16 protein-coding genes, 1 pseudogene and 1 riboswitch are annotated in these 17,549 nt (G+C 69.3%); of the genes and pseudogenes, 12 read left to right on the forward strand and 5 right to left on the reverse strand.

The annotated features are described in order from the left end of the window. Nucleotides 1-9: 9 nt before the first annotated feature. The 7 genes from KTR66_RS14880 to KTR66_RS14910 all read left to right on the forward strand — a co-directional run bounded on the left by KTR66_RS14880 (nt 10) and on the right by KTR66_RS14910 (nt 8,107). Complete coding sequence (locus tag KTR66_RS14880) at nt 10-2,949, forward strand: formate dehydrogenase subunit alpha (protein ID WP_213613734.1); 2,940 nt, start codon at nt 10-12, stop codon at nt 2,947-2,949. A gap of 12 nt (nt 2,950-2,961) precedes the next feature. Beyond that, a complete protein-coding gene (gene fdh3B, locus KTR66_RS14885) occupies nt 2,962-3,558 on the forward strand; it encodes a formate dehydrogenase FDH3 subunit beta (protein ID WP_213613736.1) in 597 nt (198 codons plus the stop codon). A 70-nt stretch (nt 3,559-3,628) separates the two neighbouring features. Beyond that, a complete protein-coding gene (locus KTR66_RS14890; RefSeq protein WP_249732146.1) occupies nt 3,629-4,627 on the forward strand; it encodes a formate dehydrogenase subunit gamma in 999 nt (332 codons plus the stop codon). Nucleotides 4,628-4,720: 93 nt separating this feature from the next. Then, complete coding sequence (locus tag KTR66_RS14895; RefSeq protein WP_213613740.1) at nt 4,721-5,476, forward strand: hypothetical protein; 756 nt, start codon at nt 4,721-4,723, stop codon at nt 5,474-5,476. 44 nt (nt 5,477-5,520) lie between these two features. Next, nucleotides 5,521-6,021, forward strand: coding sequence for a molybdopterin-guanine dinucleotide biosynthesis protein B (gene mobB / locus KTR66_RS14900; protein ID WP_213613742.1), 501 nt, complete (start codon nt 5,521-5,523; stop codon nt 6,019-6,021). A gap of 3 nt (nt 6,022-6,024) precedes the next feature. Then, complete coding sequence (gene glp, locus KTR66_RS14905; protein ID WP_213613744.1) at nt 6,025-7,272, forward strand: gephyrin-like molybdotransferase Glp; 1,248 nt, start codon at nt 6,025-6,027, stop codon at nt 7,270-7,272. Nucleotides 7,273-7,354: 82 nt separating this feature from the next. Next, entirely contained in the window at nt 7,355-8,107 is a 753-nt protein-coding gene (locus KTR66_RS14910) for an enoyl-CoA hydratase-related protein (RefSeq protein ID WP_371819138.1), read from the forward strand. Between the two features lie 124 nt (nt 8,108-8,231). On the opposite strand, the gene KTR66_RS14915 is transcribed toward KTR66_RS14910, so the two are convergent. After that, nucleotides 8,232-8,831, reverse strand: coding sequence for a non-canonical purine NTP pyrophosphatase (locus tag KTR66_RS14915; protein WP_213613746.1), 600 nt, complete (start codon nt 8,829-8,831; stop codon nt 8,232-8,234). After that, nucleotides 8,828-9,544: a ribonuclease PH gene (gene rph / locus KTR66_RS14920; protein ID WP_213613748.1), complete on the reverse strand. Its 717-nt coding sequence runs from the start codon at nt 9,542-9,544 to the stop codon at nt 8,828-8,830. The genes KTR66_RS14915 and rph overlap by 4 nt, the downstream gene beginning before the upstream one ends. Nucleotides 9,545-9,674: 130 nt before the next feature. Here rph and hrcA point away from each other — a divergent pair, with 130 nt between their 5' ends. The 3 genes from hrcA to KTR66_RS14935 all read left to right on the forward strand — a co-directional run bounded on the left by hrcA (nt 9,675) and on the right by KTR66_RS14935 (nt 12,364). After that, nucleotides 9,675-10,739, forward strand: a complete 1,065-nt coding sequence (gene hrcA, locus KTR66_RS14925) for a heat-inducible transcriptional repressor HrcA (protein WP_371819139.1) — start codon at nt 9,675-9,677, stop codon at nt 10,737-10,739. A gap of 31 nt (nt 10,740-10,770) precedes the next feature. Then, nucleotides 10,771-11,322 carry a nucleotide exchange factor GrpE gene (locus tag KTR66_RS14930; RefSeq protein WP_213613752.1) on the forward strand — a complete coding sequence of 184 codons (552 nt, stop codon included), beginning with the start codon at nt 10,771-10,773 and terminating at the stop codon, nt 11,320-11,322. Nucleotides 11,323-11,407: 85 nt separating this feature from the next. After that, nucleotides 11,408-12,364, forward strand: a complete 957-nt coding sequence (locus KTR66_RS14935) for a tripartite tricarboxylate transporter substrate binding protein (RefSeq protein ID WP_213613754.1) — start codon at nt 11,408-11,410, stop codon at nt 12,362-12,364. Nucleotides 12,365-12,595: 231 nt separating this feature from the next. Here KTR66_RS14935 and KTR66_RS14940 read toward each other — a convergent pair whose 3' ends face one another. The 3 genes and pseudogenes from KTR66_RS14940 to thiS all read right to left on the reverse strand — a co-directional run bounded on the left by KTR66_RS14940 (nt 12,596) and on the right by thiS (nt 16,248). Continuing rightward, on the reverse strand, nt 12,596-13,726 hold the full coding sequence (locus KTR66_RS14940; protein ID WP_213613756.1) for a type III PLP-dependent enzyme: 1,131 nt from the start codon (nt 13,724-13,726) through the stop codon (nt 12,596-12,598). Nucleotides 13,727-14,451: 725 nt separating this feature from the next. Continuing rightward, on the reverse strand, nt 14,452-15,231 hold the full coding sequence (locus tag KTR66_RS14945; RefSeq protein ID WP_213613758.1) for an SDR family oxidoreductase: 780 nt from the start codon (nt 15,229-15,231) through the stop codon (nt 14,452-14,454). Nucleotides 15,232-15,267: 36 nt separating this feature from the next. Next, nucleotides 15,268-16,248: pseudogene (gene thiS, locus KTR66_RS14950) on the reverse strand (sulfur carrier protein ThiS). A gap of 62 nt (nt 16,249-16,310) precedes the next feature. After that, nucleotides 16,311-16,421, reverse strand: a riboswitch (TPP riboswitch). Nucleotides 16,422-16,526: 105 nt separating this feature from the next. Between thiS and aroQ the strand changes: the two are divergent. After that, entirely contained in the window at nt 16,527-16,982 is a 456-nt protein-coding gene (gene aroQ, locus KTR66_RS14955) for a type II 3-dehydroquinate dehydratase (protein ID WP_213613760.1), read from the forward strand. Further along, entirely contained in the window at nt 16,979-17,497 is a 519-nt protein-coding gene (gene accB / locus KTR66_RS14960; protein WP_213613762.1) for an acetyl-CoA carboxylase biotin carboxyl carrier protein, read from the forward strand. The genes aroQ and accB overlap by 4 nt, the downstream gene beginning before the upstream one ends. The last annotated feature ends 52 nt before the right edge of the window (nt 17,498-17,549 follow it).

Genomic DNA, 17,549 nt, shown 5'->3' on the forward strand with positions numbered 1-17,549 from the left:
ACGTTCACCATGCTCATCAAGCGCTCCGACGGGGTCCGCGCCAAGCAGCGCCTCGCCTCCGCCTATCAGGGCCTTTCCGCCGGCGGCCTCGACCGCCGCGGCTTCCTCAAGCAGGCCGGCCTCGCCGGTGCCGGTGTGGCCGCGCTCGCCGGCATCGCGCCCCGCATGGCCGAGGCGGCCGGTGCCGCCACCGGCGTGATCAACCACGAACAGCCGGTCACCCGCGTCAAGAACATCTGCACGCATTGCTCCGTCGGCTGCACGGTCGTCGCCGAAGTGCAGAACGGCGTCTGGGTCGGCCAGGAGCCGGCCTGGGAATCGCCGATCAACCGCGGCACGCATTGCGCCAAGGGCGCCTCGGTGCGTGAGCTCGTGCATGGCGACCGCCGCATCAAGTTCCCGATGAAGCTCGTGGGCGGCCAGTGGCAGCGCATGAGCTGGGACGCCGCGATGTCCGAGATCGGCGAGAAGATGATGGAGATCCGGCAGAAGTCCGGCCCCGACTCCGTCTTCCTGCTCGGCAGCGCCAAGTTCTCCAATGAGGGCGCCTATCTGTACCGCAAGTTCGCCGCCTTCTGGGGCACGAACAGCGTGGACCACCAGGCCCGCATCTGCCACTCGACCACGGTGGCGGGTGTGGCCAACACCTGGGGCTACGGCGCGCAGACCAACTCCTACAACGACATCCGCAATTCCAAGACCATGATCATCATGGGCGGGAACCCGGCGGAAGCGCACCCCGTCTCGCTGCAGCACGTGCTGTCCGGCAAGGAGACGAACCGCGCCAACCTGATCGTCATCGATCCGCGCTACACCCGCACGGCCGCCCACGCGACGGACTATGTCCGCATCCGCCCGGGCACCGACATCCCCATCATCTGGGGCATGCTCTGGCACATCTTCCAGAATGGCTGGGAGGACAAGGAGTTCATCCGCCAGCGCGTGCACGGCATGGAAGACGTGCGTGCGGAAGTCGCGAAGTGGACGCCGCAGGAAGTCGAGCGCGTCACCGGCGTGCCGGGTGCGCAGCTGCGCGCGGTCGCCGAGAAGTTCGCGACGCAGAAGCCGTCCACGCTGATCTGGTGCATGGGCGCCACGCAGAAGACGGTCGGCACGGCCAATGTCCGCGCCTACTCCATCCTGCTGCTGGCCACCGGCAATGTCGGCAAGGAAGGCACGGGCGCCAACATCTTCCGCGGCCACTGCAACGTGCAGGGCGCGTCGGACTTCGGCCTCGATGTGGCGACGCTGCCGGCCTATTACGGCATCGATGAGAATGCCTGGCGCCACTGGTCGCGCGTCTGGGGCGTCTCCTTCGAGAGCATGCGCGCGCGCTTCGACACGCCGCAGATGATGCACACCCCGGGCATCCCGACCACGCGCTACTTCGACGCGATCCTGCTGCCCAAGGATCAGGTGCAGCAGCGCGACAACACCAAGGGCATGATCGTCTTCGGCCATGGCGGCAACACCGTCACCCGCATGCCCGAGGCGGTGAAGGGCCTGGAGGCGCTGGAGCTGCTGGTCGTCGCCGACCCGCATCCCACGACCTTCGCCGTGCTCTCCGGCCGCCGCGAGAACACCTACCTGCTGCCCATCGCGACCCAGTTCGAGTGCAATGGCAGCCGCACCAGCTCCAACCGCTCGGTGCAGTGGTGCTCGAAGGTGGTGGACCCGATCTTCGAGAGCCGCACCGACTACCGCGTGATCTATGATCTCGCGAAGTCGCTCGATGCCGCGGCGACGAAGCGCAACATGACCTACCGCATCGCGGAGGAAATGTTCCGCCCCTACGAGATCGTGAACGGCGAACCCACGGCCGAGAGCATCCTGGGCGAGATCAACCGCGGCGCCTGGGGCACGGGCTATTCGGGCATCTCCGCCGCGCGCCTCAAGCTGCACCAGCAGCACCAGGACAAGTTCGACCTGGTGACGCTGCGCGCCGGTGCGAACGCGCCCGCCGAGATCCGTGGCGACTATTACGGCCTGCCCTGGCCCTGCTGGGGCACGCCGGAGATGCGCCACCCGGGCAGCCACATCCTCTACAACACGAACATCGCCGTGAAGGATGGCGGCGGCAGCTTCCGCCCGCGCTTCGGCCTGGAGCGCAACGGCCAGACGCTGCTGGCCGAGGGCAGCTGGTCCAAGGATTCCGACATCCAGGACGGCTACCCCGAATTCACCGTGGCGGTGCTGAAGCGCCTCGGCTGGTTCGATGAGCTGACGGCGGCCGAGAAGGCGAGCATCGCCCAGGTGGGCGGCGCCAACCAGGATGCCGTCTCCTGGATGACCGACCTCTCGGGCGGCATCCAGCGCGTCGCCATCGCGCATGGCTGCTCGCCCTTCGGCAACGGCAAGGCCCGCGCCAATGCGTGGAACCTGCCCGACCCGATCCCCGTGCACCGTGAGCCGATCTACACCACCCGCAACGACCTGATCGCCCAGTTCCCGACGCTCCCCGACCGGCGTGGCTTCCGCCTGCCGCATCTGGGCCAGTCGGTGCAGGCGCGCAGCCCGCAGCTGGCGGCGGAATTCCCGATCATCCTCACCTCCGGCCGACTGGTGGAGTATGAGGGCGGCGGCGAGGAGACCCGCTCGAACAAGTGGCTGGCCGAGCTGCAGCAGGACATGTTCGTGGAGATCAACCCGCGCGACGCCGCGGCCCGCAACATCCGCGACGGCAGCTGGGTCTGGGTCATGGGCCCCGAGAGCAACAGCCGTGCCCGCGTGAAGGCGCTGGTGACGGAGCGCGTGGGCCCGGGCGTGGCCTTCATGCCCTTCCACTTCGCCGGCTGGTTCCAGGGCACCGACCAGCGTTCCAAGTACCCGCAGGGCACGGACCCGATCGTGCTCGGCGAGTCGGTGAACGCCGTGACCAGCTACGGCTATGACCCGGTGACCTTCATGCAGGAAACCAAGGTCACCATCTGCCAGATCCGTGCGGCTTAAGGGAGAAACGACATGGCCCGCATGAAGTTCCTGTGCGACGCGGATCGCTGCATCGAGTGCAACGCCTGCGTCACCGCCTGCAAGAACGAGCACGAGGTGCCCTGGGGCATCAATCGCCGCCGCGTCGTCACCATCAATGACGGCAAGCCCGGCGAGCGCTCGATCTCCATGGCCTGCATGCACTGCACGGATGCGCCCTGCGCCGCCGTCTGCCCGACCTCGTGCTTCTACACCACGGCGGATGCCGTGGTGCTGCACGACAAGGACACCTGCATCGGCTGCGGCTATTGCTTCTACGCCTGCCCCTTCGGCGCGCCGCAATATCCGCGCGTCGGCAACTTCGGCGGCCGCGGCAAGATGGACAAGTGCACCTATTGCGCCGGTGGTCCGCAGCAGGACAACACGCGCGTGGAGTACACGCAGTACGGCAGCAACCGCCTGGCCGAGGGCAAGCTGCCGCTCTGCGCCGAGATGTGCTCCACCAAGGCGCTGCTGGCCGGCGATGGCGAGATGATCGCGACCATCTACCGTGAGCGCGTGCAGCGCCGCGGCTATGGCTCGGGCGCCTGGGGCTGGCGCACCGCCTATCGCGAGAACATCACCACCTGATCAAATACGGCCCCGGCGAAAGCCGGGGCCAAGTCTTTCAAGGGAGGCGCAACCTCCCGGAGGAATGCACATGAAACGGCTCATTCTCGCACCCTTCCTGGTGCTTCTGCTGGCCCTTTCGGCCCCTGTCTTCGCGCAGCCCGCCCCCGGCGGCCAGGCGCGCGGCCAGGTGAGTGCGGAAGAGATGGAGATGCAGCGCCTGTTGCAGGGCGGCCGCGTCGAGGGCCGCACCTCGATCCCCGATCCGCGCTCCGAGGTGCTGATCCAGCCGCAGGGCAAGGCCTGGCGCGACTTCCACAATGTGACGCTGGCCTGGGTCGGCGGCATCGCGGTGGGCGGCATGGCGCTGATCCTCATCGCCTTCTACGCCACGCGCGGCCGCATCACGATCGAGGGCGGGCCGGCCGGCCGCACCATCAGCCGCTTCAACCTGCTGGAGCGCGCGAACCACTGGATGGTCGCCTCCTCCTTCATCGTGCTGGGTCTGACGGGCCTGAACCTGACCTTCGGCCGGCATATCCTGCTGCCGATCATCGGGCCCTATGCCTTCGCCAATGTCTCGCTCTGGGGCAAGATCGCGCATAATTTCGTGGCCTTCCCCTTCACGCTCGGCATCGTCGTCATGCTGCTGCTCTGGGTGAAGGACAACATCCCGAACGGCCGTGATATCGAGTGGTTCAAGATGGGCGGCGGCCTGATCGGCAAGGGGCACCCCAAGGCGGGCCGCTTCAATGGCGGCCAGAAGATGGTGTTCTGGATCACCGTGCTGGGCGGCGGCATCGTCGCCGCCTCGGGCTACTTCCTGATCTTCCCCTTCTGGGGCGAGTTCGGCGTGGCCGACATGCAGCTGGCGCACATCATCCACTCCATCCTCTCCGTGCTGATGGTGGCGGCGATGATCGCGCACATCTACATCGGCTCGGTCGGCATGGAAGGCGCCTTCGACGCGATGGGCTCGGGCGAGGTGGACCTGAACTGGGCCAAGGAGCACCACGGCCTCTGGGTCGAGGAAGAGATGGCCAAGGCCCGCCAGGTCGTGGCGCCGTCGGGCGTGAAGCCCGCGGAGTAAGGCTTGCGTGAAGCCGGCCGAGTAAGGCCGGCACCCCTTTCGCGGGAGGGAGGTTCTGGGTTACAGGACCTCCATCTTTCTTAGGGGGTTCTCATGCGCTTTCGCATTCTCGCGGCCATCGCCCCGGCGATGGCCGTTTTCGTTTCCTTCGGCGCCGCCGCACAGGACCGTTCGGCCTGGCGGCTCGACCTCGAATCCGGCGCGACCTTCCAGACCAAGAACCAGGTCCGCAACCCCGGTAACACCGGCACGCAATTCAACCTGAACGCGCTGCAGGGCGACCCGGTCTCGCCCTTCTTCCGCGCCACGCTGGCCTGGGATCCGTGGGAGCGGCATGGCTTCCTGGTGGCCTACCAGTATCTGCGCAATGAGGGCTCGGGCACGCTGCTGGGCCCCACCAACTTCGCCAACACCACCTTCGCCCCGGGTGTCCGCACCACGGGCGATTACCGCTTCGACACCTGGCACGCGACCTATCGCTACACGCTGGTGCAGACGCCCGATTTCCGCCTGCGCGTCGGCCTCACCGGCCTGATCCGCGATGCCGAAATCCGCCTCAGCCAGAACGGCATCACCCGCGCTGATTCCAATGTGGGCTTCGTGCCGCTGCTGCATGCGAGCTTCGACTGGCGCGTGGCCCCGCGCCTCAGCCTGATGGGCGAGGTGGATGGCCTCGCCGCCTCCCAGGGCAGCGCGGTGGATCTCGGCCTGCGCGCGGGTTTCGACCTGACGCCGCAATGGCAGGCGACGCTGGGCTGGCGCATGCTGACCGGCGGTGTGGACAATGACACGACCTACAACTTCGCCACCTTCCAGACCATCACGGCGGGTGTGGCCTATCGCTTCTGACGCGCATGCTTGACGCGCCGCGCCTGGGGGGTTGAAAGGCCCCCATGCGCATCATCGGCCTTGCGGGATGGAGCGGCGCGGGCAAGACCACGCTGCTCACCCGGCTCATTCCGGAATTGCGGGGGCGGGGGCTTCGCGTCTCCACCCTCAAGCACGCGCATCATGAATTCGACGTGGACAAGCCGGGCAAGGATTCCTTCGAGCATCGCGCGGCCGGCGCAGCGCAGGTGCTGGTGGCCTCCGCGAAACGCTGGGCGCTGATGACCGAGCATCGCGACGCGCCGGAACCGGGGCTGGCGGAACTGCTGACGCATCTCTCCCCGGTGGACCTTGTCCTCGTCGAGGGTTTCAAGCGCGAGGCGCATCCGAAGATCGAGATCCATCGCGCCGCCAACGGCAAGCCCTGGCTGCATCCGGGCGATCCCTGCATCGGCCTGGTGGCGAGCGATGTGGCGCCGCCGCCCGGCGCGCCTGGCTGGGTGCATCTGGATGACATTCCCAGCATCGCGGATGCCGCGCTGCGCCTCGCCATCGACTGGCCCTGACCCATGGCGCAGCTCTCCGATGACTGCTTTGCCTTCGGCGGCCCGCTGCTCACGGTGGAGCAGGCGCAAGCGCTGATCCTGGAGCGCGTGGCGCCGCTGCCGGGCGTGGAGCCCGTGCCGCTGCGCGCGGCACTCGGCCGCGTCCTGGCCGCGCCGCTGGTGGCGCAAACGCCGCTGCCGCCCTTCTTCAACTCGGCGGTGGATGGCTATGCCTTCCGCCATGCCGACCTCGCGCCCCAGGGCGAGACGCGCCTCACGCTCGCCGGGCGCATCGCCGCCGGGCATGCGGGCCAGGCCGTCACGCCCGGCACCGCCGCGCGCATCTTCACCGGTGCCCCCATGCCCGAGGGCGCGGACACGGTGATGATGCAGGAGGATGCGCGGCTCGAGGGCGACGCGTTGCTGCTCCCGCCCGGCCTGAAGCGCGGCGCCAATGCCCGCCCCGCCGGCGAGGATGTCGCTGCTGGCAGCGAGGCCCTGCCCGAGGGCCGCCGCCTGCGCGCGCCCGAACTCGGCCTCGCCGCCGCGCTGGGCTTCGCCGCGCTGCCGGTGCGCCCCTTGCTGCGCGTGGGCGTGTTTTCCACGGGCGATGAACTCGCCTCACCCGGCGCTGCCCTCGGCCCGGCGCAGACCTTCGACAGCAACCGCTTCACGCTGATGGCCATGCTGGCGCGCCTGCCCGTGCAGGTGACCGACCTCGGCATCCTGCCCGACCGCGCCGACGCCACCGCGCGCGCGCTGGAAGAGGCCGCCGCGACACAGGACTTGCTGGTCACCTCCGGCGGTGTCTCGACCGGCGAGGAGGATCACGTCCGCGCTGCCATCGAGGGCGCGGGCAAGCTCGTCTTCTGGCGCCTCGCCGTGAAGCCGGGGCGCCCGGCCGCGATGGGCGTGGTGAATGGCGTGCCCATGGTGGGGCTGCCCGGCAATCCGGTGGCCGCCGTCGTCACCTTCCTGCATCTGGTGCGGCCACTCGCCCTGCGCCTCGCCGGCGCCGCGCCCGAGGCGCTGCTGCGCGTCCCCGCCATCAGCGGCTTCGCCTACCGCAAGAAGCAGGGCCGGCGCGAATATGTGCGCGTGACGCTGGCTGAGACCGAATCCGGCCTCGTCGCCCAGAAATTCCCGCGCGAGGGGGCTGGCCTGCTCACCTCGCTGACGCAATCCGACGGTTTCGCGGAGCTGCCCGAGAGCGTCACGGAACTGGCGCCGGGCGAAGCCATCCGCATCCTCCCCTTCGCCGCGATCTTCTGATCTACTCCCTTCGAAGGAGCATGATCCGCTGAGGTGGAACACCGAAGCGGTGAATCATCCTCCCAACAATGGGGGAAACGCAGTGACCGAACATGTGCTGACCGAGCGCCACGGCGCCGTCATGACCATCCGCCTCAACCGGCCGGAGAAGAAGAACGCCCTGACGCGCGACATGTATCGCGGCATGGCCGCCGGGCTGCACGCCGCCGCCGCCGAGGATGCCGTGCATGTCGTGCTGCTGGCCGGCGGTGCTGATTTCACCGCGGGCAACGACATCGGCGACTTCGCCAAGGCCGGCGAGCGCGACCCGAAGGACCCCGGCGCGGCCTTCGATTTCCTCGAGGCCATCCTCGCCTTCCAGAAGCCCGTCGTCGCCGCCGTGCGCGGCAATGCGGTGGGCATCGGCACCACCATGCTGCTGCATTGCGACGTGGTGGTGGCCAGCGAGACGGCGCGGCTGATGATGCCCTTCACGCGCCTCGCCCTCTGCCCCGAGGCCGGCTCCTCGCTGCTCATGCCGGCCCGCGTCGGTCCTGCCATCGCCAATTGGTGGCTGCTGGCCAGCGCCGGCTTCAGCGGCGCCGATGCCGCCGCCGCCGGCCTCGCCACGCGCGCCGTGGCCGATGACGAGGTGGAGGCGACGGCGGCGCAGATGGCGGCCACGCTGGCCGCGCTCCCGCCCGGCTCGGTGCAGGAATCCAAGCGCCTGATCCGCGCGCCGCATCTGGACGCCGTGAAGGCCGCGATGGCGGCGGAGCGCGTGAGCTTCGGCGAAAGGCTGCGTAGCCCGGAGGCGCAGGCGGCCTTTGCTGGATTTCTGAAAAAGGCGGGCTGAACGCCCTGCGAGAGGGCTTTGCCCTCTCGCGCTCACCCACCAGGAAACAAGTTTCCTGGACCTTCATCAAAGATGGGTGCAGGGAACGAGTTCCCTGCCGGGGTCGAGGGGCAGAGCCCCTCGCTTACGCCAAGCAACCTCTGGCCAGCGCGGCGAAGGCCCGCGCCCGGTGGCTGTGCCGCGCTTTCTCCTCCGGCGTCATCTCGCCGAAGGTCAGCACCGCGCCATCCGGCACGAACATCGGATCATAGCCGAAGCCCTGCGCGCCGCGCGGCGGCGCCACCCAATGCCCGGCGCAGATGCCTTCGAAGGCTTCGGTATGGCCATCCGGCCAGGCCAGCACCAGCACGGCGACAAAGGCGCAGCGCCGCCGCGCGCTGCGATCCTCGGCGGCGATGCGCGCCATGGCGGCGGCATAGTCGCGCGTGCCATCCGGCCGCATCGCCCAATCGGCGGTGTAGACGCCGGGCGCGCCGCCCAGCGCGGCGACCGCCACGCCGCTGTCATCCGCCAGCGCCGGCAGGCCGGTGGCGCGCGTCGCGGCCAGCGCTTTGATCGTGGCGTTCTCGATGAAGGTCGTGCCCGTCTCCGCCGGCTCGGGCAGGCCGAGCGCGCCGGCGGAGGTCAGCTCCAGGCCATGCGGCGCCAGCAGCGCGGAGAATTCGCGCAGCTTGCCCGCATTGTGGCTGGCGAGAACCAGCCGGCCCGGCGCGAGTTTCCTCACAGCCCCACGGCGGCCTTCTGCGCCGCCACCAGCTGCGCCACGCCGTCGCGGGCCATGTCGAGCATCGCCAGGAACTGCGCCTCGCTGAAAGGCGCGCCCTCCGCCGTGGCCTGCACCTCGATCAGGTTGCCATTGCCGGCGAGCACGAAGTTGGCGTCGGCATCCGCCGTGCTGTCCTCGGCATAGTCGAGGTCAATGATCGCCTCGCCATTCGCAATCCCGCAGGAAATCGCGGCGACATGATCCGTCAGCGGAATCGCGCTCAGGATGTTGTTGCGCCTGGCGTGCTGGAAGGCCAGGTGCAGCGCGACCCAGGCGCCGGTGATGGCGGCGCAGCGCGTGCCGGCATCGGCGTTGATCACGTCGCAATCCAGCGTCACGGTCATCTCGCCCATCGCCTTGCGGTCGGTCACGGCGCGGAGCGAACGGCCGATCAGGCGCTGGATTTCCTGCGTGCGGCCGGACTGCTTGCCGCGCGCCGCCTCACGGTCGCCGCGCGTGTGGGTGGCGCGCGGCAGCATGCCGTATTCGGCCGTCACCCAGCCCAGGCCCTGGTTGCGCAGGAAGGGCGGCACGCGCGCCTCCAGGCTGGCGGCGCACAGGACCTCGGTGTTGCCCATGCGGATGAGGCAGGAGCCCTCCGCATGCTTGGCGATGCCGGTTTCGATGGAGATCGGGCGCAGGGCGTCGGGGGCGCGGCCGGATGGGCGCATGGTGGGCATTCCTTTTGGCGTTCTGCCGCGGCACTCAGCACAAGCGGGCCCGCATGACCAGGGGCGGAGCTGGGAAGGTTGACCAAAGGGCCCCGGATAACCAAGCTTAGTCCCAGCGATGCACACCCCCTTGAAGACACCCCTCGTCGCGGTGCCGAGTATCGCCACCAGCGCCCTGGACCCCCGCTCGACGGCAGTGCTGCGCGAGCTGGTGGAGGTCTATGTCGCGACCGGCGAGCCCGTGGGCAGCCGCACCCTCTCGCGCCGCCTGCCGCTGAACCTCTCGCCCGCCTCCATCCGCAATGTGATGGCGGATCTGGAAGAGGCCGGTCTGCTCTACGCGCCGCACACCAGCGCCGGCCGCCTGCCGACGCAGCAGGGCCTGCGCCTTTTCGTGGATGGCTTGCTCGAATTCGGCGACCTGGCCGAGGAGGAGCGCGCCGAGATCGCCGCCCGCTGCGCCGCGCATGGACGCTCGCTCCAGGACACGCTGGCGGAAGCCGGGCAGATGCTCTCGGGCCTCGCGGGTGCGGCCGGCCTCGTCGTGGCGCCCAAGGGCGAGGCGCCGCTGCGCCATATCGAATTCGTGCCCTTGGGCCCCGGCCGCGCGCTGGTGGTGCTGGTGCAGGGCGATGGCCGCGTCGAGAACCGCGTCATCGAGGTGCCGCCCGGCCTGCCGCCCTCGGCGCTGGTGCAGGCCGGCAACTACCTGAACGCCCGCCTCTCCGAGCGCACGCTGGATGAGACGCGCGCCAATGTGATGGCCGAGATCGCGGCCAACCGTACCGCGCTGGACGCGCTGACCACCCAGGTGGTGGAGGCCGGGATGGCGACCTGGGCGGGCGGAGGAAGTGGTTCCCTGATCCTGCGCGGTCAGGCGCGGCTGCTGGAGAACATGGAGAACCTGGCCCGCGTGCAGGAAATCCAGGCGCTGTTCGAGCGGCTGGAGGCACAGGAAACCACGCTCAAGCTGCTGGAACTCGCCCAGCGCGGCGAGGGCGTGCAGATCTTCATCGGCGCCGAAAGCGGCATCTTCTCCACGGCCGGGCTTTCGGTGGTGGTGGCCCCCTTCCGCAATGGGCAGGAGAAGATCGTGGGTGCCATCGGCGTGATCGGCCCCTCGCGCATCAACTATGGCCGCGTGATCCCGGTGGTGGACTACACCGCGCGGGTCATTGGCCGGCTGCTGGGTTGATCCCGCGCCGCCACGCGCCTACCTCTTTGCCATGAGCGAACAACCCAACCCAACCCCGGCCGAAGCCGCGCCGGAGACCCCTGACGCGCCCCCGCCCGCCCCCACCCCCGAGGAGCGCATCGCCGCCCTCGAGGCCGAGCTGGCCGAGATGAAGGACCGCTGGCTGCGCGCCGAGGCCGAGGTCCAGAACGTCCGCAACCGCGGCAAGGATGAGGTGGAGAAGGCGCGCAACTACGCCGTGCAGAAATTCGCCACCGACATGACGGAAGTGGCGGAAAACCTGCGGCGTGGCCTGGACCTCCTCCCCAAGGCCGAAGAGGGCGAGGCCGAGATCATCGGCAAGATGCGCGGCGGCTTCGAGGGCGTGGAGCGCTTCCTGCTGCAGCGCCTGGAAACCCATGGCGTGCATCGCAAGCCGGCCGAGGGCCAGCCCTTCGACCCCGAGCTGCACCAGGCGATGAGCGAAGCCCCCGCGCCGGAAGGCGTGGAGCCCGGCACCGTGCTGCAAGCCTGGACCAGCGCCTGGACGCTGAATGGCCGCTTGCTGAAGCCCGCCATGGTCGTGGTGGCCGGGAAGGGCTGAACGCCCTGGCATGAATTTCGCTCCGTTGGGGGCGCGGCGCCGGATTTCCCCGGTTTCTGCCGCGCCTTTCAGCAGGAGTGAGCCCATGCGCCTGTCCCGCCGCCTGATCCTGGGCACGGCTCTCGCCGCGCCGGTGACGGTCAGCGCGCAACCGGCCTGGCCCAGCCGCCCGGTGCGCGTCATCAACCCCTATTCGCCCGGCGGCACCACCGATGTGGTGATGCGCCTGATGAGCGAGCGGCTGGAGCGCGCCTTCGGCCAGCCCTTCGTGGTGGAGGCCAGGCCCGGCGCCGGCGGCTCGGTCGGCACGGCCCAGGCGGCGCAATCGGCCCCCGACGGCCACACGCTGCTCATCACCAACACCGGGCCGCTCACCGTCGCGCCCACGCTCATGGCCAATATCACCTATCGGCCGGAGAGCTTCACCTACATCACCATGTTCGGCGGCGCGCCCATCGTCTGCGCGGTGCGCGCGCAAAGCCCCTACCAGACGATCCAGGACTACGCCGCCGCGGCCCGCGCCCGGCCGGAGGGGATCAGCTTCGGCAATTCCGGCGCGGGCTCCATCGGGCATCTCGCCGGCATGCTCTTCGAGCAGGCGGTGGGCGTGAAGCTGCTGCACGTGCCCTTCCGTGGCGCGCCCGAGGCACAGGCGGCGGTGCTCTCCGGCGATGTCACCTCGCTGTGGGACACAATCGGCGCCCATGCCGGCTCGGTGCGGCAGGGCGCCTTGCGCGCGCTGGCCTTCACCAGCGCCGAGCGCATCAGCATCTTCCCGAATGTGCCGACGGTGCGGGAATCGGGCTTCCCCTCGGTGGTCGCGAACAACTGGTTCCTGCTGGCGGGCCCGGCCGGCATCCCGCCCGCCATCGCGGCGCGCATCAACGAAGTGTGCCAGGCCGCGATGCAGGAAGCCGTGGTGCGCGAACGCATGGACGCGCTGGGGCTCGCCTCGCTGGGCCAATTGAGCGGGGCGCAGATGCTGGCCTTCGTGGTGGAAGAGACGGCGCGCTGGGCGCCGGTGGCGCGAGCGGCGGGGTAAGTAAAAGGGCCTCCGGCGGCTGGGGCCATTGGCCCCAGACCCCGATTCCTTACTATCTTACGATCTTACCGCCGTGAGACGGGGCCTTTCGGACAAATGCTCCGGCCCGCGGGGCATGCGGAATGTGACGGATGCGACTGCCAAACAGCCGGCAGACTGTAGGAATTTTTGCCCAGAAAGGCAACGGAAAAAGGCGGCTGGAGCCCCAGCCGCCGAAAGCCTGACCTGCCTTCAGATGTAGTGTTCGGCCAGCGGCTCGAAGCCGTTGAACTTCTGGCTCGCATAGGTCGTCACATAGGCGCCGGTGGCCAGCAGCTCCACGCGGTCCCCGGCGGTCAGCGCCAGCGGCAGACGGTAGTTGCTCTTCTCATAGAGCGTGTCCGTGCTGTCGCAGGTCGGGCCCGCGATGGTCACGGGACCCTCGGCCGCGCCGTCATGCGGCGTGCGGAAGGCGTATTTGATCGCCTCGCCCTCGGTCTCCGCCAGGCCGCCGAAGCGGCCGATGTCGAGATAGACCCAGCGCACCGGATCATTCTCGGCCTTGCGGCTGACCAGCACGACCTCGGACGAGACCACGCCCGCATCGGCCACCAGGAAGCGGCCCGGCTCGATCACGATCTCGGGGATGGCATTGCCGAAATGCTCGGCCATGGCGCCCATGATGGCGGAGCCGAAATCGTCGATCTCGGGCACTTCCGCCTTGTAGCGCACCGGATAGCCGCCACCGAGATTCACCATGCGGATCTTCACGCCGGCCTCGGCGAGGTCGGTGAAGAGCATGGCGACCTTGGCGATCGCCGCCTCATAGGCGACGGTCTTGGTCTGCTGGCTGCCGACATGGAAGGAGAGGCCGAAGGCATCGAGCCCGAGCTCACCCGCGCGGATCATGAGCTTGCGCGCCATCTCGACCTCGCAGCCGAACTTGCGGCTGAGCGGCCATTCGGCGCCGTCATTGCCCACCAGGATGCGGCAATAGACGCGGCTGCCCGGCGCGGAACGCGCGAGCTTCTCCAGCTCCATCTCGCTGTCGAAGGCGAACATGCGCACACCGGCCGCATAGGCGGCGGCGATGTCGCGCTCGCGCTTGATGGTGTTGCCGTAGGAGATGGAATCCGGCGCGGCGCCCGAGGCCAGGCACATCTCGACCTCCTGGAAGGAGGCGGCGTCGAAGAAGGAGCCGAGCTCCACCAGCCGATCGAGGATCGGGGCGGCCGGATTGGCCTTCACGGCGTAATAGATGCGCGCCAGGGGCATCGCCTGCTGGAGGCGGGCGAAGTTGTGCGCGACGCGGTCCACATCCAGCACGAGGCAGGGCGTGGCCGGCTGGGTGTCCGCCAGGTAGCGAGCGACCTTGGGGGTCATCGCACGATACTCCACAAACAAGTGGAACCGACCCCGTCAGGGGTGGCCCCAGATTGACGAAACGGTCGAACGAACCAGCGACCAGAAGAAGACCGTGGGGTGAGCCACGGGGTTGCCAGAACGCTTGACGTCGTTGCGTAAACCTTGCGCCGCGGTGGCAAGCCTTATTCGGGGCTCAGCTCCGTGGGCCTGGGGCCAGAGGCACGTGCGTACTGCGTCTTGTGAGGCGCGATGTAGAACCCCCCGCACCAGCATGCAAGCGGGAAATCCCGGATGGGCGAAGTTTTTTCGCGTCTCCCCCCGGGGGCGCCGGAAACCCCGCCGAAAGCCCCCCGGGGGGTCACGGGAAAATGCCGGAATCGCCCCGGGGGCGGCAGGAGTGTTTCCGGCGCGTGTCAGGATTGCGCAAGGCGCATCGGGGCGGGGGCCGATTCGGTGAGCGTCACCCCACTCCGGTCGAGAGCTGACCTCCAAGAATCCGGCCGCAACGCGGCCGGCGCCGCCCAACTGACTTCATGGCCCGGCGCACCCGTCGCGCGGCGAAGCCAAGCCGCCGGAGGCGGCGCCCGGCGCCTGAGGGCACGCCAACCGAGTATGCGAGGCGAATAGCCGAGCCGGATCGCTTCAGCGATCCGAAGCCAAGCGCGCGGAGCGCGCGCCCGGCGTTTGAGGGCATCAATAAATCAGCCGGCCTTCGGCCGGCGGCGCCCGGCGTCTGAGGGCCGTTACAAGGTTCCCGGATACGAGCCGCCGTCGAGCAGGATGCTCTGGCCGGTGGTGAAACCCGCATGCACCGAGCAGAAGAAGGCCGCGAAGGCGCCGAATTCCTCGGCCGTGCCGAGCCGCCCGGCCGGGATGCCGGCCACGGCGCGGCGCTCCAGCTCCGCCACATCGGCGCCGCCGCCCTTGGCCACCACCTCCCAGTTCCCCCGCACGCGGTCCGTGTCGAAGGGCCCGGGCAGCAGGTGGTTGATCGTCACGTTGTGGGGTGCCACGCGCCGCGCCAGCGAGGCCAGCGCTCCGGTCAGGCCCGCGCGGGCGCCGTTGGACAGCTCCAGCCGGCCGATCGGCATCTTCACGGAATAGCTGGTGATGTTCAGGATTCGCCCGAAGCGGCGCGCCTGCATGGCCGGCAGCACGGCACGGATCAGCGCGATGGGGGTGAGCATGTTCGCCTCCACCGCCCGGCGCCAATCGTCCAGCTCGAACTGGGAAAACTCGCCCTGCGGCGGCCCGCCGGCATTGGTGATCAGGATGTCCGGCTCCGGGCAGGCGGCCAGCAGCGCGGCGCGCCCGGCCTCGGTGGTCACATCGCCCTGCACGGTGGTGACCGGGACGCCGGTCTCGGCGCGGATGGCAGTCGCGGTGGCCTCCAGCGCCTCGCCCCCGCGCGCGGAAATGACGAGCGAGACGCCCTCGCGGGCGAGCGCGAAGGCGCAGCCGCGCCCCAGGCCCTTGGAGGCCGCGCAGACGATGGCGGTGCGGCCCTTGATGCCGAGATCCATGATGTTTCCCCCTGATCTGGTTGGGGGAAGGCTATCTCAGCGGATCAGCCCCGTCATGGGGCTGGAGGCATCGGCCTTGTAGTCGCGCGGCATGCGGCCCGCGAGGTGGGCGGCGCGCCCGGCGATGACGGCGTGCTTCATGGCCTCCGCCATCTTCACGGGGTTCTGCGCATGCGCGATGGCGCTGTTCAGCAGCACCGCGTCGCAGCCCAGTTCCATGGCGAAGGCGGCCTCGCTCGCCGTGCCGATGCCGGCATCCACCAGAACCGGCACCTTGGCCGCCGCCTTGATGGCGCGGATCATGTAGGGGTTCACGACCCCCATGCCCGAGCCGATGGGCGCGCCCAGCGGCATGATGGCGACACAGCCCATCTCTTCCAGGCGCTTCGCGGCCACCGGGTCATCCGCGCAATAGACCATCACCTCGAAGCCATCGGCGATCAGCGCGGCGGCGGCCTCGAAGGTCGCGGCCATGTCGGGGTAGAGGAAGGGCGGCGGGCCCAGCACCTCCAGCTTCACCAGGTTCCAGCCACCCGCCTCGCGCGCCAAGCGCAGCGTGCGCACCGCATCCTGCGCGGTGAAGCAGCCGGCGGTGTTGGGTAAGTAAGTGTAACGGTCCGGCGGCACGAAATCCTGCAGCATGGGCGCCGAGGGGTCGCTCAGGTTCACCCGGCGCACGGCCACCGTGACGATCTCGGCGCCGCTCGCCGCGATGCTGTCGCGCGTTTCCTCCAGCGATTTGTAGCGCCCCGTGCCGACGATGAGGCGCGAGGTGAAGCGGCGCCCGGCGACTTCCCAGCTGTCTTCGGTCACGTCTCAGCCACCCCCGATGAAATGAACGATCTCGATGGCGTCGCCCTCGGCCAGCGCCGTCGTCGCGTATTGGGAACGCGGCACGATCTCGAGGTTGCGCTCCACGGCCACCTTGCGCTCGGCCAGGCCGATCTCGGCCAGCAGCCCGGCCACGGTCAGGCCGGCCGGCACGCGCCGCGCCTCGCCATTCACGGTGAGCTTCAGGCGTTCAGCCAGCTCGGACATCGCACGCGCACTCCCGCAAACGGGGCCACGGCAGCGACGGGGGGAAGTGGTTCTTCCATCCCTTCGCCGGCATGACCCGGATCAGGTTCGTAGGGTCACCGCGCCATCGCGGACTCTCAGCCCCTGGGTGGGGGGCTCCCCTTGGTTCGGGGCAATCTGGGTCGGCCGGGGCCGCTGCGCAAGCCGGGGGCGCGCTTGCCGCTGGCGCATGCCCCATGCTAGCCCGGCCAATCCCTTTCCTGTTTGACCGAAACGCCATGAACCTGATCGCCGTCCTCAACGGCCCCAACCTCAACATGCTGGGCACGCGCGAGCCGGAGAAATACGGCACGGCGACGCTCGATGATGTGGAGAATCTCTGCGCCGAGGCGGCGGAGGAGCTTGGGCTCGCGATCGATTTCCGGCAGTCCAACACGGAAGGGGAGCTGGTCTCCTGGATCCAGGAATGCCGCGGCCGCGCCGCGGGCATCGTGATCAACCCGGCCGGCTACACCACCACCTCGGTCGCCATCCTGGACGCGCTGCTCGCCGCAGGCCTCCCGGTGATCGAGGTCCATATCACCAATATTCATCGGCGCGAGGAGTTCCGGCAGCACAGCCTGGTCTCCAAGGCCGCCACCGGCGTGATCGCCGGCCTGGGCGTTGCGGGCTATGCCCTGGCGCTGCAGGCCATGGCGAACCTTGTCGGCGGAAACGAGGATGACGACGCATGACCAGCGGCATTCAGTTCGACGCGGACGCGATCCGCAAGCTCGCGGAAATCCTCCGTGAGACGGACCTGACCGAGATCGAGCTCTCGGAGAAGGAATCGCGCATCCGCGTGGCGCGGATCATTCCGCAGGCGCCCGTGGCGGCGCCGCAGTATTTCGCGGCGCCGTCCATGCCGATGCCCATGCAGATGCCGATGGCGATGGGTGCGCCCGCCTCAGCGGCTCCGGCCGCGGCACCCGCTGCCGCGCCCGCGGGGGATTCGGACGCGATCGACCCGAAGCATCCGGGCCTGATCACCTCGCCCATGGTGGGTGTGGCCTATCTCTCGCCCGAGCCGGGGGCCGCGCCCTTCATCACGGTCGGCGCCAAGGTGAGCGCCGGGCAGACGGTGCTGCTGATCGAGGCGATGAAGACCTTCAACCAGATCAAGGCCAGCCGCTCCGGCACGGTCACGCGCATCCTGGTGGAATCCGGCATGCCCGTGGAATACGGCGAGCCGCTGGTGCTCGTTGAGTAGCACCGGCATGGCACGCGCCGCCGCCCCGCGAGGATCCGGCCGCACAGCGGCC

This window comes from Roseococcus sp. SDR (assembly GCF_019083995.1).
In the GTDB taxonomy this organism is placed as follows: domain Bacteria; phylum Pseudomonadota; class Alphaproteobacteria; order Acetobacterales; family Acetobacteraceae; genus Roseococcus.

Coding starts and splice junctions, on each gene's coding strand:
- KTR66_RS14880 (WP_213613734.1), top strand. CDS start 10: ATGCTCATCAAGCGCTCCGACGGGGTCCGCGCCAAGCAGCGCCTCGCC.
- fdh3B (WP_213613736.1), top strand. CDS start 2,962: ATGGCCCGCATGAAGTTCCTGTGCGACGCGGATCGCTGCATCGAGTGC.
- KTR66_RS14890 (WP_249732146.1), top strand. CDS start 3,629: ATGAAACGGCTCATTCTCGCACCCTTCCTGGTGCTTCTGCTGGCCCTT.
- KTR66_RS14895 (WP_213613740.1), top strand. CDS start 4,721: ATGCGCTTTCGCATTCTCGCGGCCATCGCCCCGGCGATGGCCGTTTTC.
- mobB (WP_213613742.1), top strand. CDS start 5,521: ATGCGCATCATCGGCCTTGCGGGATGGAGCGGCGCGGGCAAGACCACG.
- glp (WP_213613744.1), top strand. CDS start 6,025: ATGGCGCAGCTCTCCGATGACTGCTTTGCCTTCGGCGGCCCGCTGCTC.
- rph (WP_213613748.1), bottom strand. CDS start 9,544: ATGCGCCCATCCGGCCGCGCCCCCGACGCCCTGCGCCCGATCTCCATC.
- KTR66_RS14930 (WP_213613752.1), top strand. CDS start 10,771: ATGAGCGAACAACCCAACCCAACCCCGGCCGAAGCCGCGCCGGAGACC.
- KTR66_RS14935 (WP_213613754.1), top strand. CDS start 11,408: ATGCGCCTGTCCCGCCGCCTGATCCTGGGCACGGCTCTCGCCGCGCCG.
- KTR66_RS14940 (WP_213613756.1), bottom strand. CDS start 13,726: ATGACCCCCAAGGTCGCTCGCTACCTGGCGGACACCCAGCCGGCCACG.
- KTR66_RS14945 (WP_213613758.1), bottom strand. CDS start 15,231: ATGGATCTCGGCATCAAGGGCCGCACCGCCATCGTCTGCGCGGCCTCC.
- aroQ (WP_213613760.1), top strand. CDS start 16,527: ATGAACCTGATCGCCGTCCTCAACGGCCCCAACCTCAACATGCTGGGC.
- accB (WP_213613762.1), top strand. CDS start 16,979: ATGACCAGCGGCATTCAGTTCGACGCGGACGCGATCCGCAAGCTCGCG.